Annotated in this window: 12 protein-coding genes; 8 read left to right on the top strand and 4 right to left on the bottom strand. The window is 59.7% G+C overall.

Annotation, left to right across the window (positions count from 1 at the left end; genetic code table 11):
- Nucleotides 1-75 precede the first annotated feature (75 nt).
- The 5 genes from mnmE to CO660_RS26780 all read left to right on the top strand — a co-directional run bounded on the left by mnmE (nucleotide 76) and on the right by CO660_RS26780 (nucleotide 5,713).
- The gene (gene mnmE, locus CO660_RS26800) at nucleotides 76-1,395 is read left to right on the top strand and encodes a tRNA uridine-5-carboxymethylaminomethyl(34) synthesis GTPase MnmE (protein WP_097601306.1); all 1,320 of its coding nucleotides are present in this window, start codon (nucleotides 76-78) and stop codon (nucleotides 1,393-1,395) included.
- Nucleotides 1,396-1,465: 70 nt separating this feature from the next.
- Entirely contained in the window at nucleotides 1,466-3,343 is a 1,878-nt protein-coding gene (gene mnmG, locus CO660_RS26795) for a tRNA uridine-5-carboxymethylaminomethyl(34) synthesis enzyme MnmG (RefSeq protein ID WP_097601305.1), read from the top strand.
- A 24-nt stretch (nucleotides 3,344-3,367) separates the two neighbouring features.
- Nucleotides 3,368-3,985 (top strand): 16S rRNA (guanine(527)-N(7))-methyltransferase RsmG, encoded by a 618-nt coding sequence (gene rsmG, locus CO660_RS26790; protein ID WP_097601304.1) that lies wholly within the window; start codon nucleotides 3,368-3,370, stop codon nucleotides 3,983-3,985.
- A gap of 19 nt (nucleotides 3,986-4,004) precedes the next feature.
- Complete coding sequence (locus tag CO660_RS26785; RefSeq protein ID WP_097601303.1) at nucleotides 4,005-4,799, top strand: ParA family protein; 795 nt, start codon at nucleotides 4,005-4,007, stop codon at nucleotides 4,797-4,799.
- 32 nt (nucleotides 4,800-4,831) lie between these two features.
- Entirely contained in the window at nucleotides 4,832-5,713 is an 882-nt protein-coding gene (locus tag CO660_RS26780; protein ID WP_097601302.1) for a ParB/RepB/Spo0J family partition protein, read from the top strand.
- On the opposite strand, the gene holA is transcribed toward CO660_RS26780, so the two are convergent.
- The 3 genes from holA to leuS are packed head-to-tail and all read right to left on the bottom strand — an operon-like array spanning nucleotide 5,714 to nucleotide 9,895.
- The gene (gene holA / locus CO660_RS26775) at nucleotides 5,714-6,754 is read right to left on the bottom strand and encodes a DNA polymerase III subunit delta (RefSeq protein WP_097601301.1); all 1,041 of its coding nucleotides are present in this window, start codon (nucleotides 6,752-6,754) and stop codon (nucleotides 5,714-5,716) included.
- Nucleotides 6,755-6,765: 11 nt separating this feature from the next.
- Nucleotides 6,766-7,275, bottom strand: a complete 510-nt coding sequence (gene lptE, locus CO660_RS26770; RefSeq protein ID WP_176536394.1) for an LPS assembly lipoprotein LptE — start codon at nucleotides 7,273-7,275, stop codon at nucleotides 6,766-6,768.
- Nucleotides 7,265-9,895, bottom strand: coding sequence for a leucine--tRNA ligase (leuS, locus tag CO660_RS26765; protein WP_097601300.1), 2,631 nt, complete (start codon nucleotides 9,893-9,895; stop codon nucleotides 7,265-7,267). The genes lptE and leuS overlap by 11 nt, the downstream gene beginning before the upstream one ends.
- A gap of 200 nt (nucleotides 9,896-10,095) precedes the next feature.
- Between leuS and CO660_RS26760 the strand changes: the two genes are divergently transcribed.
- Together CO660_RS26760 and CO660_RS26755 are read left to right on the top strand one after the other, a co-directional pair.
- Nucleotides 10,096-10,755, top strand: a complete 660-nt coding sequence (locus CO660_RS26760; RefSeq protein ID WP_097601299.1) for a YggS family pyridoxal phosphate-dependent enzyme — start codon at nucleotides 10,096-10,098, stop codon at nucleotides 10,753-10,755.
- Nucleotides 10,756-10,836: 81 nt separating this feature from the next.
- A complete protein-coding gene (locus CO660_RS26755) occupies nucleotides 10,837-12,747 on the top strand; it encodes a propionyl-CoA synthetase (RefSeq protein ID WP_097601298.1) in 1,911 nt (636 codons plus the stop codon).
- 122 nt (nucleotides 12,748-12,869) lie between these two features.
- On the opposite strand, the gene CO660_RS26750 is transcribed toward CO660_RS26755, so the two are convergent.
- A complete protein-coding gene (locus CO660_RS26750) occupies nucleotides 12,870-13,571 on the bottom strand; it encodes a DUF1013 domain-containing protein (protein WP_097601297.1) in 702 nt (233 codons plus the stop codon).
- Between the two features lie 229 nt (nucleotides 13,572-13,800).
- Between CO660_RS26750 and CO660_RS26745 the strand changes: the two genes are divergently transcribed.
- The coding region (locus tag CO660_RS26745; RefSeq protein WP_097601296.1) for an acetate--CoA ligase at nucleotides 13,801-15,137 on the top strand (1,337 nt) is incomplete at its 3' end.

The raw sequence follows: 15,137 nt of genomic DNA, 5'->3' as shown, positions 1-15,137 counted from the left end.
CTGGCGCATCGTCTCGATGTCGCCAGCTTTTTGTTTAAGGGACTCGATTCGGACTCGAACAGAAAAACCGGACGCATGGCCATGTTGAATGATACAATCTATGCGCTTTCGAGCGGTCCTCCGCCCTCGGGTGTTTCGGTCGTCCGCATCAGCGGTCCGCTGACCAGAGATATATTGATCCGGCTGGCTGGACCCGTACCGGCTGGCCGAGCGGCGTCCTACCGAACGATTCGGACTCGTAACAACGAACCGATCGACAATGGCCTAGTGCTGTTTTTTCCCGCCCCGCATTCTTTCACCGGCGACGATGTGGCCGAATTGCAGATCCACGGCAGTAAGGCCGTGTTGGCGGCATTGTTCTCCGAACTTGGCGGTATTCCAGGTGTTCGCATGGCCCATGAAGGCGAGTTTTCGCGGCGGGCCTTCGAAAACGGCAAGCTTGATCTTGTCGAGGTTGAGGGTCTCGCCGATCTGATCGGCGCCGAAACCGAGATGCAGCGCCGTCTTGCCGTGGAGCAGAGCGCCGGCGGCGTCTCGGCGATTTACGATTCGTGGGCGGAACGATTAACCCGGGCTCGGGCCCTGATCGAGGCGGAGCTCGATTTTCCCGACGAAGACGACGTTCCAGGCTCCGTCTCGGACATGGTGTGGGCCGATATGAAGGTGCTTCGCGACGATATCGGCCTTCATCTCAAATCGGCCTCGGCGGGCGAAATCATCAGGGACGGCTTTAAAGTGGTAATCGCGGGCGCTCCGAATGCCGGAAAATCAAGCCTGTTGAACGCCTTGGCCCGGCGTGACGTTGCGATCGTTACCGACATTGCCGGAACGACCCGCGATGTGCTGCAGGTCGATCTCGATATTGACGGCTATCTTGTCAAACTCTATGACACCGCCGGTCTGCGCCAGGCGGACGACCGGGTGGAAATGGAGGGCGTGCGGCGCGCGCGTGTTGCGCTTCGTGATGCCGATCTTGCGCTGCTGTTGGTCGACATGAGCAATCCGACGATTCCCGGCGACTTGGAGCAGACTTTGCCCCATGTTACTGTCGGAACGAAGAAGGATCTCGTTGAGACTGGCTCGGATCGCTATGACCTGCAGATTTCGACGTTGACCGGTGACGGTCTGTCGGAGTTGCGCCAGCTGATTGGCCGCATTGTCGCCGAGCGTTTCAGTGGTCTGTCTCTGGCCATCCCCAGCCGGCAGCGGCATAAGGATTCGCTGACGAAATGTTTGGCAGCACTCGACGCGGCAATCTCGGAGATTGACGCAGACCTTGAACTGCGCACCGAACAGCTTCGGCTTGCGGCTGAATACCTGGGACGAATTACCGGGCGGGTGGACGTCGAACAGCTGCTCGACGTGATCTTCTCGGAGTTTTGCATCGGCAAGTGATTCACGTGAAACCTTTACCGGCGGCGCGCCCTCAGGTTCACATGAAGTCTTGCTGTTTTGGAGTTTTGATATGACCGACAGTGGCTATGATGTGATCGTCATCGGCGGCGGCCATGCAGGAACCGAGGCGGCCAGTGCGGCTGCGCGCCTCGGTGCGAAAACCGCACTCGTTACCCATAGGCGAGACACAATTGGGGTCATGTCCTGCAATCCGGCGATCGGCGGGCTGGGAAAGGGACATCTGGTTCGTGAGATCGACGCGATGGATGGCCTGATGGGCCGGGTTGCCGATGTTGCTGGCATCCAGTTCAGAATGCTGAACCGCAAAAAGGGTGCGGCCGTGAGGGGTCCACGGACCCAAGCAGATCGAAAGCTTTACCGGCTGGCGATGCTCGCCGCAATCGAAGCGACGGCAGGCTTGGACATTATCGAGGGCGACGCATTTGATCTCGATGTGCTCGATGGCCGTGTTGCTGGGGTCATCATGAAAGACGGCCGACGGCTGCAGGCGCCGGCCGTGGTCTTGACAACCGGCACCTTCCTGCGCGGCCTTATTCATATCGGCCCTGAAAAGACGCCCGCTGGTCGTGTCGGCGAAGCGCCGTCGATCGGCCTGTCTGCCACCCTGGCGCGGTTGGGGCTCCGGCTCGGACGGCTGAAAACCGGAACGCCGGCCCGGCTGGATGGCAAGACGATCGACTGGCAATCCGTCGGCCGACAGGGTGCGGATGAGGAACTTGTGCCTTTTTCCTTCATGACCGATACGATCACCACACGGCAGGTTGAATGCGGAGTCACCAGGACCACCGAGGCGACACACCGCATCATTGTCGAAAATATCAAGCGCTCGGCGATGTATTCCGGGCAGATTGAAGGCGTCGGTCCACGTTACTGTCCGTCAATCGAAGACAAGCTTGTGAAGTTCGGAGAGCGCGACGGGCATCAGATCTTTCTTGAACCGGAAGGCCTGGATGACGACACGGTTTATCCGAACGGCATTTCGACGTCGCTGCCGGCCGAAGTTCAAGGCGCTTTTATCAAGACCATTCCGGGCCTCGAAACGGCTAGGATACTGCAGCCAGGTTATGCCATCGAGTATGATCACGTCGATCCAAGAGAGCTTACTCCGTCCCTTGAGGTCAAGCGACTGCGAGGCCTGTTCCTCGCGGGACAGATCAATGGCACCACCGGTTATGAAGAGGCAGCGGCCCAGGGATTGGCAGCCGGATTGAATGCCGCCTTGCGGAGTTCCGATTCGGAACCGTTCCATTTTAGCCGCACAAGCTCCTATATCGGCGTGATGATCGACGATCTGACGTCGCGTGGTGTTACGGAACCGTATCGAATGTTTACGTCGCGTGCAGAATATCGCCTGACCTTGCGTGCCGACAACGCCGATATGCGGCTGACACCACTAGCTATGGAGCTTGGATGTGTGGGCGCCGAGCGCGCCGAGCGCTTCACGGCCTATCAGTCCGAGATTGACGCTGGCCGCGCCCAGCTGATGGCGTTGACGCTGACGCCCAATGAGGCGCGACGGGCCGGCTTGAACATCAACCTCGATGGACAGCGCCGAACTGCCTACGATCTCTTGTCCTATCCGGCCTATGATTTCGCTGCGCTTCGACAGGTCTGGCCGGAGGAACTAGGTAGGCTCCGTGCAAAAGTCGCGGAAGCGCTCGAGATTGAGGCGGGCTACTCGGTTTACCTCGATCGGCAGGCGGCGGCGATTGGCGATCAGAAGCGCGACGAGGAGCGGCTAATACCAGCGAATTTTAATTATGGTGCGCTCTCGGGCCTTTCGAATGAACTTAAGGCGAAGCTCAGCGCTGCTCGTCCGTTCAACGTTGCCCAGGCAGCAATTGTCGAGGGTATGACCCCCGCCGCCATCGCGCTGCTGTTGGTGCACCTGCGTCGGCAACACGGAATCGCGCGGCAGAGCGCCTGACCCAAGATTTGAAAGTCCCTGAGAATGGAACTGAACGGTTTGCGTGTTTCACGTGAAACACAGGAACGACTTCAACATTTCGCGACGCTGTTTCAGAAATGGGCAAAAACGATCAATCTGGTGGCGCCATCGACACTCGATGCGCTGTGGCGCCGCCACATTGCCGACAGCAGTCAGATCTTTCAGATCAACCCGCAGCCCGTCACTTGGGTGGACCTCGGCAGTGGTGGCGGCTTTCCCGGCGTTATCACCGCCATCTTTCTGGCAGAACTGCAAGCGGGATGGGTACATCTTGTCGAGAGCAATCATAAGAAGGCTGCGTTTTTGCGAACGGTCCTGCGGGAAACAAATGCCCGAGGGAGCGTTCACGCCAGTCGAATCGAAGACGCTTATAGCGAGATCGGCGATTGCGACGCGATTTCGGCGCGAGCTCTTGCCGATCTTGATGGGCTGATCGGCTATTCGGCCCCTTGGATGCTCGACAAAGAAAATTGTCGGAGCTTTTTTCACAAAGGCCGGGATTACCTGAGGGAAATAGCCGAAGCCCGTGGCCGGTGGCAATTCGATCTGGTAGAACACAAGAGCGCCGTTGAGCAAGAATCTGTGATTTTGGAAATATCGAATCTCCGGCGCTTGGTTTAACAGATCGGATATTGCAGCAATGGCTGGCGAACGACATCGGATAATAACCATCGCAAATCAGAAAGGTGGCGTTGGTAAGACGACCACGGCAATCAATCTGGCAACGGCGCTGGCCGCTATTGGCGAGCGGGTTCTGATCGTCGATCTGGATCCTCAGGGCAACGCCAGCACCGGCCTCGGTATCGACCGCCGCGATCGGAAGCTCTCCTCCTACGATATGATGGTCGGTGAGCGAGGGATCAGCGACGTGACGCTGGAAACAGCCGTTCCCAACCTCTTCATCGTTCCTTCGACCATGGATCTGCTGGGTATCGAGATGGAAATCTCGCAGCAGAGCGATCGGGTATTTAAACTGCGGAAGGCCCTGTCCTCTCCCGAGGCTATGGCATTCTCCTATATTCTTCTCGATTGCCCGCCCTCTTTCAATCTGCTGACGATGAATGCCATGGCTGCCGCCCATTCGGTGCTGGTGCCGCTGCAATGCGAATTCTTCGCGTTGGAGGGGCTGAGCCAGTTGCTCGAAACCGTCAGCCAGGTTCGTCGGACAGTAAATCCGCGGCTGGATATCCAAGGCATCGTCCTGACGATGTTCGATGCGCGCAACAATTTGGCCCAGCAGGTGGTGAATGATGTGCGGACGCATCTCGGGGAAAAGGTTTATCATACGTTAATCCCCCGAAACGTCCGGGTGTCCGAGGCGCCGTCCTACGGCAAGCCCGCTATTCTCTATGATCTGAAGTGCGCGGGTAGCCAGGCCTATCTGCAACTGGCCTCCGAGGTCATTCAGCGTGAGCGGCAGAGATTGGCCGCGTAAGATCATTTCCGGGGTGTAGGTGAGTGTAGATTATGAATGACGATGTATCGAAAAGACGACTGGGTCGCGGCCTTGCAGCATTGATTGGTGAAATGGATCAGCCTGTTCCGGTTGAAGCTGAACGCACTGTCAGCGCCGACCGGATGATTCCGATCGAATTCGTCAGCCGTAACCCGCGCAATCCGCGCCGTTTCTTCGATGACACCGAACTGCACGATCTTGCGAGTTCCATCCGTCAGCACGGTATCGTTCAGCCGATCGTGGTGCGGACGATGTCACAAGACAGATATGAAATCATCGCCGGGGAGCGGCGGTGGCGGGCGGCGCAACTCGCTGGCCTGATCGAAATCCCGGTCATTATTCGTGACGTTGACGACAAGACCGCGCTTGAGATTGCGATCGTCGAAAACGTGCAGCGAGCGGATCTTAATCCTCTCGAAGAGGCGTTGGGCTATGAGCAGCTGATCGCCGAATATGGCTACACGCAAAATGATCTTGGCGAGATCATCGGTAAAAGCCGCAGTCATGTCGCCAACTCACTGCGTTTGCTGAAATTGCCCGATCCGGTTCGCGATCTTCTTGCCGCCGGCAGTCTTTCCGCCGGCCATGCACGCGCACTTGTTTCGACGCCCGATCCGGCAAGCCTTGCCCGCACCATCGTCGCCAAGGGCATGTCGGTGCGTGATGCCGAGAAGTTGGCGCAGAACAATATCAAGGCGCAATCGGAGCCGCAGCAGCCGGCCTTGCGTCGCGATCAGAAGGATTCCGATACGCTGGCGCTGGAGCGCACGCTTTCCGATGCCCTCGGTCTTGATGTTTCAATCAATCACAAGAACGGCGGCGGCCAGATCAAAATATCGTATAAGTCGCTGGAACAGCTCGAGGAAATCTGCCGCTTGCTGGAAAGGCGATGATCAGCCGGATTTGCGGCCGGATTGTAGAGTGGTGGAGAGAAGTGTTTGCATCGCAACGCTGTCTTCCAGCACCTGCCGTCGCCGGCTCTGGAGGATCGCTGCCTGCAGACGATTGGATTCACGCGCGATGCTGTCCGCCGACCAGTGGCGGAGCGCCTGCTCGATGATCGGCTTGCGGCGAAAATGCAGATGCCGACCCATCGTCTGCATGATCTGAGGCGCCTGCACCCTTTTTTCTTCCATTTCAGCGCGCATCATGTCCAGAAGCTGGAATTGCTTCAGGCAGGCCTGCAGCACCAGAAATATAGCTGTTTTTGAACTGCTGATCTTTTGCATGGCATGCAAGAAACCGTTGAGGTCACCGCTGAGGATGGCATCGACGGCGTCATCGACGGAGATCGCGCTGGCGTCGCCAATTATTTCGGCAACGTGATGTTCCTCAACCGTATTGAGTCCGGCACAATAAAGGGCGAGCTTGCGCACTTCGTTACGGGAAGCGATGCGATCACCGCCGATCAGTGAGATCAGCGCCTGACGGGCCGCCGGGGTAATGCCAAGCTTCTGCGCGCCGAGTTCAGCATCGATCAAGCCGTTCAGAGCGCGGCTGTCGTCGGCGTAGGAGGGGATCGTCATGACGGATCGTGCGGCTTCCGCGGTCTTGCGAAGCAGGGATCCTTTTTTCAGATCGCCGGCCTCGACGATCAGGTAGGCGGCTTCGAGCGGTTTTTCGGCCAGCACCGCCAGGGAATCGACGAGGTATTTTTCGTTGGCTGCACCGCGGATCCAGATGAGTTTCTCGCCGCCGAACAACCCGATAGACTGAGCCTCGTCAACCAAGCGTCCGGGATCCTTCTGCAGATCCCCGATATCGAGTTTGGTTAGGGAGAAAGGATCGTCGAGCGCGACGCCGGTCTTGCCGGCGATCTGGCCGGCCCGTTCGGAAACCAGACCCCGATCCGGCCCGTAAATGACGAAAATCCGGTAGTTCCCCGCCGATTTCTGCAGGAAAGTCTCGAATTCATGGGACTTGATTTCGGCCACCTCCCCGGCCCTCAGCGGCTGAGGGCAGCGGCGAGATCGGCTCCTACGAATTCTGCCGCCTGATCCGCCGCGCGGTTTTCGGCATCGCGGATCGCCCTTTGCTTGGCAAATTCCTGCTCGGAGAAATCCACCAGAGCAGTCGCTTGCCGGCTACCGGCCTTGATCACGTGTCCGTCGGCAATAGCACTCAGCGTATAGGTAACGGTGACGGTGACACGCCCAGCGCGCGATGTATCGCCGGATTGACGCAGCAGCGTATCGGCGACGCTCGAGGTAGCGCGCATTTGGACGTGATATTGTGGATTTATCGCTTCGCCGGCGCCGCGCGATGCCAAGAAGATCAGGCGATTGCGCACCTGCTGTTCGACGCGGCCTGATGCATCGGAAAAGCCGACCGAGGACAACTTTTCGACGACGCCGGAACTCTCGGAATAAAGCGGCCGAACCTGGCAGGCCGAAAGAAATGCCGAGGCGGCAAGGATCATGGCGATGCCGGCATTGCGGATGATATCAGACGACAATGTTCACAATCCTTTGGGGAACCACGATGATCTTCTTCGGCGCCTGACCGTTCAACACGTTCTTCACCGCATCCAGTTCCAGCACGGCGTTGGTGACGGCATTCTGATCTGCATCGCGAGAAATTGTCAATTCGGCGCGCTTCTTGCCGTTGACCTGCACGGGCAGAACGACGTCATTCTCCATGACCAGCGCTTCCACGTAACGCGGCCAGTCCGTGCGGGCGAGCAGCCCGGCATTGCCGAGCGTAGCCCAGCACTCCTCGGCAAGATGCGGTGTCATCGGTGCGACGAGCTGGATCAGGATCTCGGCAGCGTCACGCACGGCGGCACGATAGGCGATGTCGCCTTCACCCGCCGCAACCCTCGTCAGCGGCGCGGCGAGGGCATTGACGAGCTCGTAGATGCGGGCTACGGCCTTGTTGAACCACAGCTTGTCGTAGTCGTTCTGAACGGCCTTCAGCGTCTTGTGCGCCGCCTGCGAGATTGCCAGAGCCTCCCCTTCGCTTGCCGGTGCGGGGGCAACGGTCGACAGGCCGCCGGCCGCTTCGGAAATCAGCCGCCATAGGCGCTGAGTGAAACGATGGGCACCTTCGACGCCGGCTTCCGACCAGATGACGTCACGCTCCGGCGGGGAATCGGAGAGAACGAAGAAACGCGCGGTATCGGCGCCATAGGAGGCGATAATATCGTCGGGATCGACAACGTTCTTCTTTGATTTCGACATCTTCTCGATCGAGCCGATGGCGATTTCTTCATCTGACGCCAGCAAGAAGGCACGGCGTTTACCGTCGATCTCTTCGATCCGGATATCGGCGGGAGCCACCCACTCGCGGCCGGCGCCGGAACCGCGGCTGTAGGTTTCATGGACCACCATGCCCTGGGTAAAAAGACCCTTGAAGGGTTCGGTGGCGGCGACATGGCCGGTCTCGCGCATGGCGCGGGTGAAAAAACGGGAATAAAGCAGATGCAAAATCGCGTGCTCGATGCCGCCGATATATTGATCGACCGGCAGCCAGCGATTAGCCGCCTCAGGATCGGCGGGCTTGGCTTCCCAAGGCGCGGTAAAGCGGGTGAAATACCAGCTTGAATCGACGAAGGTGTCCATCGTATCCGTCTCGCGGCGTGCGTCCTTGCCGCAGTTCGGGCAGGCGACATGCCGCCAGGTCGGATGACGATCGAGCGGATTGCCGGGCTGGTCGAAGGTTACATCCTCCGGCAGCTTGACCGGCAGGTCCTTCTTCGGCACCGGCACAACGCCGCAGGCGTCGCAATGGATGACCGGGATCGGGCAGCCCCAATAGCGCTGGCGCGAAATGCCCCAGTCGCGCAGGCGAAAATTGATCTTCCGTTCGCCCTGCGGCGCATTGCCGAGGGAAGCCGCCGACAGCCGGTCGGCAACGATATTGAAGGCTTCCTCCGTCGTCTTGCCGTCGAGGAAACGCGAATTGATCATCACTCCGTCGCCGTCATAGGCGGTGTCGCCGACGGAAAAGCTTGCGGCGTCACCATCCCTCGGCATGACGACCGGCACAACCGGCAAGCCATATTTCCGGGCAAAGTCGAGGTCGCGCTGGTCCCCCGACGGGCAGCCGAAGATCGCACCCGTGCCGTAATCCATCAAAACGAAATTGGCGATGTAGACAGGCAGTTCCCAGGAGGGATCGAGCGGATGCCTGACGCGGATGCCGGTATCCATGCCCTTCTTTTCGGCGGTCTCGAGCGCGGCAAGTGAGGTGCCGGCGCGGCGGCACTCCTCACAGAAGGCTTCGATCTCAACATTCTTCGCGGCCGCATCCTTGGCCAGCGGATGATCGGCTGAGATCGCCAGGAAGGAGGCGCCGAACAACGTGTCTGGGCGTGTCGTATAGACCGTGATTTCGGTCTCGCCGGCAGGCGCCGTTTCCGGCACGATCTCCCAGCGGACCGTCAGGCCCTCGGAACGGCCGATCCAGTTCTTTTGCATCAGGCGCACTTTTTCCGGCCACTGGTCGAGCGTATCCAGCGCGTCCAGCAGATCCTGGCTGAAATCGGTGATCTTGAAGAACCATTGCGTCAGTTCGCGCTGCTCGACCAGCGCACCGGAGCGCCAGCCGCGGCCGTCGATCACCTGTTCGTTGGCAAGAACGGTATTATCCACCGGGTCCCAGTTTACCTTCGACTGCTTGCGGTAGACCAGGCCCTTTTCCAGGAAGTCCAGGAACAGGTGCTGCTGGTGCTGGTAATAGTCGACGTCGCAGGTGGCGAATTCGCGGCTCCAATCCAGCGACAGCCCCATCGCCTTCAGCTGCGATTTCATCGAAGCGATGTTCTGGTAGGTCCAGGATGCGGGGTGGACACCGCGCTCCATGGCGGCGTTTTCCGCCGGCATGCCGAAGGCGTCCCAGCCCATCGGATGCAGAACGTTATAACCGCGGGCGCGCTTGTAACGGGCAACCACGTCGCCCATGGCGTAATTGCGGACATGGCCCATATGAATGCGTCCCGAGGGATAGGGAAACATTTCGAGGACATAATATTTTTCGCGCGGATCCGAATTGTCTGTCTCGAAGACCTTGTCTTCGTTCCATTTCTGCTGCCAGCGGGGCTCGGCGTCGCGCGGATTATAACGTTCGGTGGCCATGGTATTCAAAATTCCGGAAAATCAGGGGAGTTGGCCGAGACCTTCACCATGAAACCACGATAGCGTCAAGTTTTGCGGGCGCTGCAAGCGTCCGATCTTCATGCCGCCGAAGCGATTTCGCCGGTGCGGGTCTTGGCAAGCACGGAATGGCTGGCTAGTTCATGCCAATTCTTTTCACGTTGATATGTCGAGGCAGAACGATGGAACTTCAAGAGCGGTTGAACGACGTGCGCTCGCGGATCGCGGCGGCGGAACGCCAGGCAGGTCGTCCGGCCGGTTCCGTTCAGCTCATCGCCGTATCGAAGACGTTCGAGGCGGATGCGATCCGTCCGGCTATCGACGCCGGGCAGCGGGTGTTCGGCGAGAACCGGGTACAGGAAAGCCAAGGCAAATGGCCCGATCTGAAGGCCGATTATCCTGAGATCGAACTGCATCTGATCGGGCCGCTGCAATCGAATAAGACGGCGGATGCGGTGGCGCTCTTCGATGTCATCGAGACGGTGGACCGCGAAAAGATCGCCCGCGCCCTCGCCGAGGAGATGAAGCGGCAGGGCAGGACGCCGCGGCTCTACGTCCAGGTCAATACCGGGCTGGAACCGCAGAAGGCCGGCATCCCTCCCCAGGATACGCCTGATTTCGTCGCCCTCTGCCGCGATCAACTCGGCCTGTCCATCGAGGGGTTGATGTGCATCCCGCCGGCTGAGGAAAATCCCGGGCCGCATTTCGCCCTGCTGGCAAAGCTCGCCGCCAAATGCAGCGTCGAAAAACTTTCCATGGGCATGTCGGGTGATTACGAGACCGCGATTGCTTTCGGCGCCACCAGTGTGCGCGTCGGATCGGCGATTTTCGGCGCGCGCTGATACCTGCTTTCGTCGGGCTTTCCGTCATCCTCGGCCCAGCCTAAATTGATATCGAGGCTTGCATGTCCTGGGGAGGAGCAGATGCAAAACGGCTATCATCAGGTCTATGCGGCCTGGAAAAAGGATCCCGAAGGCTTCTGGCGCGAAGCCGCCGCCGATATCGACTGGTTCAAACCTCCGGAGCGGATCTTTTCACCCGATGAAGGCGTCTATGGCCGCTGGTTTTCAGAGGCAGAGACCAATACTTGCTACAATTGCCTGGATCGGCATGCCGCGGCCGGACGCGGCGGCGAGACGGCGATCCTCTTCGACAGCGCCATGACCGGCGAGAAGCGCCGTTTCACCTATGACGAGGCGCTCGGCGAGGTGAAGGCGATCGCAGCAACACTGCTCGAGATCGGCATCGGGAAAGGCGACCGGGTGATCCTTTATATGCCGATGGTGCCGGAGGCGGTGTTTTCCATGCTCGCCTGCGCTCGCATCGGTGCGGTTCATTCCGTCGTTTTCGGCGGCTTTGCCGCCAGCGAACTTGCCGCGCGCATCGACGACAGCGGCGCCAAGCTGGTGATCACCGCGAGCTGCGGCCTCGAGCCCGGCCGCACCGTCGCCTATAAGCCGCTGGTCGATCAGGCGATCGAGCTTGCGCGGATGAAGCCGGAGCGCTGCCTGGTGCTGCAGCGGCCGCAGCTTCAGGCAGAACTCGCCGGTGGCCGCGACCAGGATTTCGAGGTGGCGGTGGCGCGCCATCGCGGCGCGGCGGTGGCCTGTGTTCCCGTCAAGTCGACCGATCCGCTCTACATCCTCTACACCTCGGGCACCACCGGCCAACCGAAGGGCGTAGTCCGCGACAATGGCGGCCATATGGTCGCGCTTAACTGGTCGATGCGGAATGTCTACGGCCTGAAGCCGGGCGAGGTGTTTTGGACGGCGTCCGATATCGGCTGGGTCGTCGGCCATTCCTATATCGTCTATGCACCGCTGATCGCGGGCGTGACCACGCTGATCTACGAGGGAAAGCCGGTCGGCACCCCGGATGCCGGCGTCTTCTGGCGGATCGTCTCGGAATACAGGGTGCGTGTGCTTTTTACGGCGCCGACCGCATTCCGCGCCATCCGGCGGGAGGATGGCGAGGGCGAACTGCTGCGCAAATATCCGATGCCGGATTTCCGGGCGCTGTTTCTGGCCGGCGAGAGGGCGGACCCTGAAACGCTGAAATGGGCGGAGCGCATGTTCGGCGTGCCGGTCATCGATCACTGGTGGCAGACGGAGACCGGCTGGCCGATCGCCGCCAATCCGCTTGGTCTTGGCGCCCTCCCCGTCAAGCATGGCTCACCGACATTGCCGATGCCCGGTTATGACATCGCGGTGCTCGACGATGCCGGTCACCCGGTCAAGGCGGGAACGCTCGGCAATATCGTCATAAAGCTGCCCTTGCCGCCGGGTTGCCTGCCGACCCTCTGGAAGGCCGACGATCGCTTCCGGTCGGCTTACCTCGATGAATTTCCTGGCTACTACAAGACCGCCGATGCCGGCTGTGTCGACGAGGACGGTTATCTTTTCGTCATGTCGCGCACTGATGACATCATCAATTGCGCTGGTCACCGGCTTTCCACCGGGGCGATGGAGGAGGTCTGCGCGCGCCATCCCGATGTCGCCGAGTGCGCGGTCATCGGTATGACCGATGCGGTGAAGGGTCAGGTTCCCTGTGGTTTCCTGGTGCTGAAACGCGATGTTTCCCGTGAAACGCCGGCGATCGAATCGGAGGTCGTGGCGATGATCCGCCAGTCGATCGGCCCAGTCGCGGCCTTCAAAACGGCCATCACCGTTAACCGATTGCCGAAAACGCGCTCCGGCAAAATCCTGCGCGGAACCATGCAGAAGATCGCTGACGGCATACCCTGGAAAATGCCGGCAACCATCGATGATCCGGCGATATTGGAAGAGATCGCAGAGGCACTGCGAAAGCGTGGTTTTGGCTCCCTGCCGATGTGAAATCAGAGGGAAGGCTGCCGGAAGGTCAGCATATTGCTCGGCCTTGTGTGAGATGCTCTACAGCAACGCCAATGAAAAACCCCGCCTTTTCGGCGGGGTTTTTGCATGAGAAGGCTGATATCTCAGTACTGCTCGTCCTCGTCTTCGTCCTTCGGGGCCGAGCGCAGCGAGCTCAGCTTGCGGAAAACGGCGTCGGCGTCGATTTCCTTTTCCTCTTCGCGCTCGTAGCTCGGGGTCAGGCGCTCGGTCTCCTGCGCCGATTGCAGCGTTGCGCCCAGCTCGGCGGCGGTCGGCAGGGGACGACCCTTGGCGGCCTTTTCCACTTCCATGTCGAGGTCGATCTGGCTGCAGAGGCCGAGCGTGACCGGATCCATCGGCGCCAGGTTGGCGGAGTTCCAGTGGGTGCGCTCGCGGATCTGCTCGATCGTCGATTTCGTCGTGCCGACGAGGCGCGAAATCTGCGCGTCCTTCAGCTCCGGATGGTTGCGGACGAGCCAGAGAATGGCGTTCGGGCGGTCTTGACGCTTGGAGACCGGCGTGTAACGCGGGCCGCGGCGCTTGGATTCCGGCACGCGCACCTTCGGTTCGGAAAGCTTCAGCTTGTGGTTCGGGTTGGCTTCGGCACGAGCAATCTCATCGCGGGAAAGCTGTCCCGTCGAGATCGGGTCGAGACCCTTGATGCCCTGCGCGGCTTCGCCGTCGGCAATGGCTTTGACTTCGAGCGGGTGCAGTTTGCAGAACTGCGCGATCTGATCGAAAGACAGCGCCGTGTTGTCGACAAGCCAGATGGCAGTCGCCTTCGGCATGAGCAATGTTTGAGCCATGGATATAGTCCTTCTATCGTCCGCGCCGGTCGCGGTCCGTGGATTGTCACCACAATGTCCGGGAAATATGGCGCTATATAACCGGACTGTCGCAGAATTGCAATTCTTCCGAAATCAAATGACCTTTGTCTAATTGCCGTGGCGATGCGAACTGCTATGAATCGCCGTGATTTGAAGTTCGGGCCCAGATAGCTCGCGGTCCGTCGCATGTCCCATGAGGAGGAGTACCATGTCGGAGAAGATCTATCCGGTCACGAAGCCGGTGAAGGCGCGCGCCCTGATCGATAAGGATAAGTACCTGAAATGGTACGAGGAAAGCATCGAAAATCCAGATAAGTTCTGGGGCAAGCACGGCAAGCGGATCGACTGGTTCAAACCTTATACCAAGGTCAAGAACACCTCCTTCACCGGCAAGGTCTCGATCAAATGGTTCGAAGACGGCCAGACGAACGTCTCCTACAATTGTATCGACCGCCATTTGAAGACGAATGGCGACCAGGTGGCGATCATCTGGGAAGGGGACAATCCCTATATCGACAAGAAGGTCACCTATAACGAACTCTACGAGCATGTTTGCCGGACAGCGAATGTGTTGAAGAAGCATGGTGTCAAGAAGGGCGATCGCGTCACCATCTACATGCCGATGATCCCCGAAGCAGCCTATGCGATGCTCGCCTGCGCCCGCATCGGCGCGGTGCATTCCGTCGTCTTCGGCGGCTTCTCGCCAGAGGCGCTGGCAGGGCGCATCGTCGATTGCGAATCCACCTTCGTCATCACCTGCGACGAAGGCGTGCGCGGCGGCAAGCCGGTACCGTTGAAGGACAATACCGATACGGCGATCCATATCGCCGCCCGCCAGCACGTCACCGTCAGCAAGGTGCTGGTCGTGCGCCGCACCGGCGGCAAGACCGGCTGGGCGCCCGGCCGCGACCTCTGGTATCACCAGGAGATCGCTACGGTGAAGCCGGAATGCCCGCCGGTGAAGATGAAGGCGGAAGATCCGCTGTTCATCCTCTACACCTCAGGTTCGACCGGCAAGCCGAAGGGCGTGCTGCACACGACCGGCGGTTACCTCGTCTATGCATCGATGACGCATGAATATGTCTTCGACTATCATCACGGCGATGTCTACTGGTGCACGGCCGATGTCGGCTGGGTCACCGGTCACTCCTATATCGTCTATGGGCCGCTCGCCAACTGCGCGACGACGCTGATGTTCGAGGGCGTGCCGAATTTCCCGGATCAGGGCCGTTTCTGGGAAGTGATCGACAAGCACAAGGTCAACATCTTCTACACGGCGCCGACGGCGATCCGCTCGCTGATGGGCGCCGGCGACGAATTCGTCACGCGCTCCTCCCGTTCTTCGCTGCGCCTGCTCGGCACGGTCGGCGAACCGATCAATCCGGAAGCCTGGGAATGGTATTACAATGTCGTCGGCGACAAGCGCTGCCCTGTCATCGATACGTGGTGGCAGACGGAAACCGGCGGTCACATGATCACGCCGCTGCCGGGCGCGACCGACCTGAAGCCGGGTTCGGCGACGACGCCGTTCTTCGGCGTCAAGCC

Source organism: Rhizobium sp. L9 (genome assembly GCF_002531885.1).
Lineage (GTDB): Bacteria > Pseudomonadota > Alphaproteobacteria > Rhizobiales > Rhizobiaceae > Rhizobium.
Note: the sequence above shows the minus strand (reverse complement) of the source record. Positions and strands in the feature narration are given on the sequence as shown.

What these genes read in the sequence shown, in the direction of transcription:
- mnmE (WP_097601306.1), top strand. Translation starts at nt 76, where the DNA reads ATGGCCATGTTGAATGATACAATCTATGCGCTTTCGAGCGGTCCTCCG.
- rsmG (WP_097601304.1), top strand. Translation starts at nt 3,368, where the DNA reads ATGGAACTGAACGGTTTGCGTGTTTCACGTGAAACACAGGAACGACTT.
- CO660_RS26760 (WP_097601299.1), top strand. Translation starts at nt 10,096, where the DNA reads ATGGAACTTCAAGAGCGGTTGAACGACGTGCGCTCGCGGATCGCGGCG.
- CO660_RS26750 (WP_097601297.1), bottom strand. Translation starts at nt 13,571, where the DNA reads ATGGCTCAAACATTGCTCATGCCGAAGGCGACTGCCATCTGGCTTGTC.
- mnmG (WP_097601305.1), top strand. Translation starts at nt 1,466, where the DNA reads ATGACCGACAGTGGCTATGATGTGATCGTCATCGGCGGCGGCCATGCA.
- CO660_RS26785 (WP_097601303.1), top strand. Translation starts at nt 4,005, where the DNA reads ATGGCTGGCGAACGACATCGGATAATAACCATCGCAAATCAGAAAGGT.
- CO660_RS26780 (WP_097601302.1), top strand. Translation starts at nt 4,832, where the DNA reads ATGAATGACGATGTATCGAAAAGACGACTGGGTCGCGGCCTTGCAGCA.
- CO660_RS26755 (WP_097601298.1), top strand. Translation starts at nt 10,837, where the DNA reads ATGCAAAACGGCTATCATCAGGTCTATGCGGCCTGGAAAAAGGATCCC.
- leuS (WP_097601300.1), bottom strand. Translation starts at nt 9,895, where the DNA reads ATGGCCACCGAACGTTATAATCCGCGCGACGCCGAGCCCCGCTGGCAG.